Raw genomic sequence first — 229 nt, 5'->3', positions numbered from 1 at the left:
AACATCGCCTACAACCTGCACCTGCTGGGCGGCCAGCCGATCCCGATGGGCACCGTGGGTTCGGACTTCGGCCCGTACCGCGAGTACTTCGAAGGCTTGGGCATCGACCTGACGCGCGTGCGCGTGATCGATGAGCTGTTCACCCCGCAGGCGTTCATCACCACCGACCACGACAACAACCAGATCACCGCCTTCCACCCGGGCGCGATGATGCGTTCCTACGAGAACC

The 229-nt window shown here is 63.8% G+C and carries 1 protein-coding gene; it reads left to right on the top strand.

The annotated features are described in order from the left end of the window. Positions 1 to 229 (top strand): hypothetical protein (locus tag ACRHNM_RS18505; RefSeq protein ID WP_431138085.1); only part of this gene is annotated, 229 nt, incomplete at both ends.

It is taken from the genome of Psychroserpens mesophilus (genome assembly GCF_050617655.1).
Classification (GTDB): Bacteria; Bacteroidota; Bacteroidia; order Flavobacteriales; family Flavobacteriaceae; genus Psychroserpens; species Psychroserpens mesophilus_A.
The sequence above is the reverse complement of the archived record's forward strand: the minus strand, read 5'-3'. Positions and strand labels throughout refer to the sequence as shown.